The following is a 5,275-nucleotide window of genomic DNA, read 5'->3' as shown; positions in this document are numbered from 1 at the left end:
CGGCACCACCATGTAACCGATCCTCAATGCGTTAAACATCGTTTTGCTAAACGAGCCAATATAGATACAGCGATTCATTCCACCAGCCTGGCTAGCCAACCCCTGCAGTGAGGTATAAGGACGATGAGCAAACTGAAACTCGCTATCGTAATCATCCTCAATGATCCAGCTGTTGTGTTGGTTTGCCCACTCGATAAGTACTAATCGTTGTTCGGTATTCAAGCTCGTGCCCAGCGGGTATTGGTTGCTCGGGGTAATATAAAGAGCATCGGCATGTTGCTGTCTGACTTCATCCAGCCTGAGCCCATGGTAGGGAGATACAGTCACCGGAGATAATTCAGCGCGGGACAACTCCAGTGCCTTTCTCACCTGTGCATAGCCAGGATTCTCGATCATCACTTTGTGCCCAGGTTTTAAGGTGGCCATAATCGCGATAGACAGTGCCTGCTGCGCGCCCGAAGTAATAATGATCCTGCCCGGTTCACAATCAACAGAGCGGCTGGATGACAAATAGTCGCTCAAAGCCTGCCTCAGGCTCGGCAATCCCTGAAGATCACTGTGTCCCGATAGCAACGGGCGAGTCAGGTGCCTTTGTACAACCCGCTGCCACTTGTTATAGGGAAACACTTTTAAATCAGGAATACCTGGTGCAAAAGGCTGGTTCAAAGAAGAAAACGAAGTTAGGGCTTGCTGTGTTAGTTGTCTGGTAGAGTGCTGGCTCTTTTCCATCTTCAGAACCGAGCCAGAATCCATCTGAATATAACGGTCAGGGATGTTCAGCATGACAAAAAATCCCGATCCCTTTCGACTCTCTATGTACCCCTCGGCCGCTAACTGATCGTATGCTGCTATCACGGTGTTTCGACTGATATCAAGCGCATCGGCAAACTTGCGAGTCGATGGTAACTTACCGCCATTACACCATAATCCGTTCATTATTCTGCTTCTCACAGCCTCAAAAAGTGCCTGCTGTAGTGTTTCACTGTGGGGCGAAAGAGCAAAATCTCCGATATCGATGGGCTGCATAACTGGATCCATAGAATTAACAAAACTGGCACTCTTCAAAATACCAGTTGGTCGATATATTGCCAACATACGGACAACGGAGAAAGTCACTATGCTATCTAACACGGCTCGGACAACGATTAAAAAAGGTGCCCATAAATCGAACTTCAACGTAAATGAGCTTTACAAAATCATCGATGAAAGCCTGCTTGCCCACGTCGCGATCATCGATTCCGGTATGCCGGTAGTGATCCCGATGCTGGCGTGGCGGGTCGATGATAGGGTCTATATTCATGGAGCCCGAAACAGTCGCCTGCTCAGAAACCTCAAGCAAGGCCAGCAAACCTGCATGACATTTACCTTGTTTGACGGCTGGGTGCTGGCACGATCAGCAATGCACCACAGTGCCCATTATCGCTCGGCAGTGGTGTTCGGCCAGTTTGAAGTAGTCGAAAATAATCGGGAAAAAGACAGACTGCTCAACCTGTTCATTGAACAAATTGCACCGGGGCGCACCAAGCATATTCGCCTTGGCAACGAAAAAGAGCTGACTGCTACCGAGCTGCTCTCAATATCACTCGATGAGGCTTCAGTTAAAATTGGCAATAATGGCGTTAATGATGACCGCGCTGATTTAGATATCCCGGTATGGGCTGGGGTACTACCTTATCGCACAGTTGTTGGACCGCTACAAGATACGCCCGATCTGGCAGATGGAATAGCCCAGCCGGACTATGCGGCCGCCTACGGCAGTCGCTGGGTTGATAACGACCAGGAAAATTTGTGATTCAAACAAGCCTATCCTGATGCCTAGAATGTTAGGCTATAGAAATCAAATCCTTAAGGACAACAACATGAAACAAGCACCAATTAAAGACTTAATCACTTTCGACGATTTTGAAAAGCTCGATATTCGTGCCGGTACCATTACCGCCGTGTCGGAAGTTGAAAAGTCGGACAAACTGATGAAGCTGACGGTCGACTTTGGCGATCACGTTCGCTCAATTCTTGCAGGCATCAAACAGGAGCGCGAAAATCCGTATGAGATTGAAGGCAAGCAAGCTCTGTTCGTCGTGAATCTTCCGGAGCGAAAAATGGCCGGAGAAGTCTCACAGGGGATGCTGTTTGATATTGGTTATGCCGACAAAATTACCCCTTGTCTGTTAATGCCAGAGAAGCCTATTCCTAACGGCTGCAGAGCGGGATAAGTTAAGAAAGTGCCCAACTCAATCGTGTTTGGGCACTTGAAATACGGCTTGGTCGGCTATGCCTCTACAAAGTATATTCCTGCGCTAATTTCTCTTGCGGCATTGGTTTGGCAATATAAAACCCTTGTGAGAAATCGCACCCTTGAGCTATTAGATAGTCCAACTGCTCTTGGTTCTCAACACCTTCCGCGACAGTTTTGAGCCCAAGTACATCGGCTATCGAGATAATCGCACTGACCAGCTTGGCGGCTTCGTCCTCACCGGCAATATCGCCGATAAAAGAACGGTCAATTTTCAGCGTATCAAACGGGAAGCGCCGTAAATAACTCAGTGAGGAATAGCCGGTGCCGAAATCATCGATCGCAAGACGCACGCCCATGGCTGCCAGTTCCTCAAGGGTTTTGCGGTTACCCTCAGGATCATCCAACAGCACACTCTCAGTGATCTCCAGCTCCAGTGACGTCGGTGATAGTCCTGTCTCTTCCAGAACCTGCGATATAGTCTTAACAAAATCAGCTGTCTTCAGCTGATGACCAGAGACATTAACCGCCACATACTGCGGCATCCCTTCATCACTTTGCCATTGCTTGGCCTGCATACACGCAGTTGTTAATACCCAGAGACCGATATCCACAATCAGCCCCGTTGATTCTGCCAGGGGAATAAACTCAGCAGGACTGACGTGTCCAAGATCCGGGTTATGCCAGCGCAACAACGCTTCGGCACCAACCACCTCACAGTTGGTTGTTGCAACCAAGGGTTGATAGAACAGTGTGAACTCGTCACGCTCGAGCGCCCGCTTTAACTCTGTTTCCAGCTTTAGCTGCGCCTGAGTCTGTTCATTCATCTGCGTGGTATAAAAATAAAACTGGTTACGCCCCGCTTCCTTACTTTTGTACATCGCTATATCAGCATTGTGTATCAACTGCTCGTAGTTCGAACCGTCTTCAGGAAACATTGTAATACCAATGCTGGCACTGATTGAGACTTCACTCCCATCGAGTAACAACGGCCTTGCACATGCTTCGGTCACTTTCCTGGCCACCCGCTCGGCATCAGAGATATCTTTCAGTCCCGGCAAGATAATGGTGAACTCATCTCCCCCTAAACGAGCGACAGTATCGCTTTCACGTACACACCCAGACAAACGTCTGGCAACCTCAACCAGAAGCTGATCCCCGGCACGGTGACCAAGGCTATCATTCACATTCTTGAACAGGTCCAAATCAATAAACAACAAAGCGACTAAGTTCTGCTCCCGTTCAGCCGTTTCCAAGGCGCGATCCAGCCGCTCGAAAGCCAGAACCCTGTTAGGCAGGCCGGTTAAATTGTCATAATTTGCCTGATGATAAAGCTGGTCTTCATAACGTTTGCGCTCGGTAAGATCAGAGATACTGAGCACTAGGGCTGTCTCCCCTTCATGATCAACTTGCCGGAATGAAAGTGAAGCCCAAAAGATCTCCCCATCGGACTTCTTCATCTGCAGCTCTAGATTATCAAGCCGTTTCTGGTCACCAATAACAGACAATAATGATTGGGTTTCATCTGAATTTTGGAGAACATCGTCAATACCTCGCCCAAGAATAGAAGCTCCCGACTGACTGAAGAATTCATGTGCTTGGCCGTTGGCATAGAGAAACTCGTTAGCGTTGAGTTTGAGCATCATCACGGCCGTTGGTGCTGCCTGAGCGATCGCATGAAATTGTTGCTGAATTTCTTGTAGCGTCTTGCTTATCTGCCACTGTTTGTAGCTCTCTCGATACTGCAACCACATACTCAGGCCAATCCCGACAGCCAGTACAACGGTCAGCATCATAAAGAGTTTCGCACTCTGATTTGGACCTTGCTCATAGGCGCTCAACCGAAGCCATAAACTGCCAGGCGTTGGCTTAATCGGAACCACTTTAGATAAACTTGCCGTGTTTTGACCGTCACTCTTCTGATAGAAAACATCTCCTGTTGTGTTAAGCACTTCTATTTCATAGCGTGAAGCTAACACTTGTGAGATCTCGCTATCGACCAGCTCCTTGATCGAGTAAACGCCTCCCAAAGTCCCCAGAAACTCGCCGTTCCTAAAGATCGGAACATACAGTTCAAACGCCGCTTTCCCCTGAATAACCATAAACGGCTTGGTATAAGTTGGCTTGTGACTTTTATAAGCCAGCCTTGATGCTCGTTCAGGCTCGGGCAAAGAGAGCTTAAGGCCCAATACCTGCTGATTGCCTTCAAGTGGTGCGGTATGACGAATGATAAAGTCGCTGTCGGCCCAGGTCACATTGATCAATCCTGCGTGATCATTGACATAGCGAGATACTCTGGCCTGGAAAGAGGAAATATCAAGGCTACCATGTGCCAATTCCTGCGCGATTAACAACAAATATTCTCGATCCGCATCCAGCTTACGCTCAAGGTTATTGGTTACTTGCCCTATTGATCGGGTGAGTTGATACTTTTGCACCATATCATCACTCCCTTTCATAAAACTATTAAAGCCGATCACTGCGGCAATAATTGCCGTCGAGGTCAACACAGGGGGCAGCCAGCCAGGAGCTGAGAATGAGGTAGAGATAAAATAGTTGGTCTGAGATTTCGGTTGCAGTGTACTTTTCTGCAAATAGGCGCTATCTATCAGCGGTTTCTTGCCTACCGGGATCAACTTAAAACCAAGCCCGCATAGTAATACTAGAAACGCTGCTGTTATTGTTTTAAAGACCAATAGCTTGGTTACGCTGTTACTGCTCGGTAACGGGATTGCCGCTATCTCCCAGTAACCATCCGGCATATTGACCTGCTTGATCAATTCTGACTGTTCAAATACTTGAGGGGAACCAAAGAACACCTGCTCCTGGCTATCTCTGATCGCCATAACAAGGTTAGTCTCCGCTTCCATCATTCCCGCTTCTTCAATAATAGGCACCATATCTAGCACCATACTGACAAGCCCCCAGTAACCACCATCATCGTATATGGCTTTTCGAGCTACAAACCCCAATCCCCCCTGGCGAAGTTCGTACGGATCTGAATGCGCTATATCTCGACTACTAATCGCCCGCAAAGAAACT

Annotated in this window: 4 protein-coding genes; 2 read left to right on the top strand and 2 right to left on the bottom strand. The window is 48.1% G+C overall.

From position 1 onward, the window contains the following. The coding region (locus tag MHN01_RS15635; RefSeq protein ID WP_239412196.1) for a PLP-dependent aminotransferase family protein at nucleotides 1-1,026 on the bottom strand (1,026 nt) is incomplete at its 3' end. Nucleotides 1,027-1,117: 91 nt separating this feature from the next. Between MHN01_RS15635 and MHN01_RS15630 the strand changes: the two genes are divergently transcribed. Both MHN01_RS15630 and MHN01_RS15625 read left to right on the top strand, forming a co-directional pair. After that, nucleotides 1,118-1,792 carry a pyridoxamine 5'-phosphate oxidase family protein gene (locus MHN01_RS15630; protein WP_239412195.1) on the top strand — a complete coding sequence of 225 codons (675 nt, stop codon included), beginning with the start codon at nucleotides 1,118-1,120 and terminating at the stop codon, nucleotides 1,790-1,792. Nucleotides 1,793-1,859: 67 nt separating this feature from the next. After that, nucleotides 1,860-2,213, top strand: a complete 354-nt coding sequence (locus MHN01_RS15625; protein WP_239412194.1) for a tRNA-binding protein — start codon at nucleotides 1,860-1,862, stop codon at nucleotides 2,211-2,213. 64 nt (nucleotides 2,214-2,277) lie between these two features. Here MHN01_RS15625 and MHN01_RS15620 read toward each other — a convergent pair. After that, a partial coding sequence (locus MHN01_RS15620) for an EAL domain-containing protein (RefSeq protein WP_239412193.1) occupies nucleotides 2,278-5,275 on the bottom strand: 2,998 nt, incomplete at its 5' end.

The organism is Photobacterium sp. OFAV2-7, from assembly GCF_022347985.1.
Taxonomy (GTDB): Bacteria; Pseudomonadota; Gammaproteobacteria; order Enterobacterales; family Vibrionaceae; genus Photobacterium.
The sequence above is the reverse complement of the archived record's forward strand: the minus strand, read 5'-3'. Positions and strand labels throughout refer to the sequence as shown.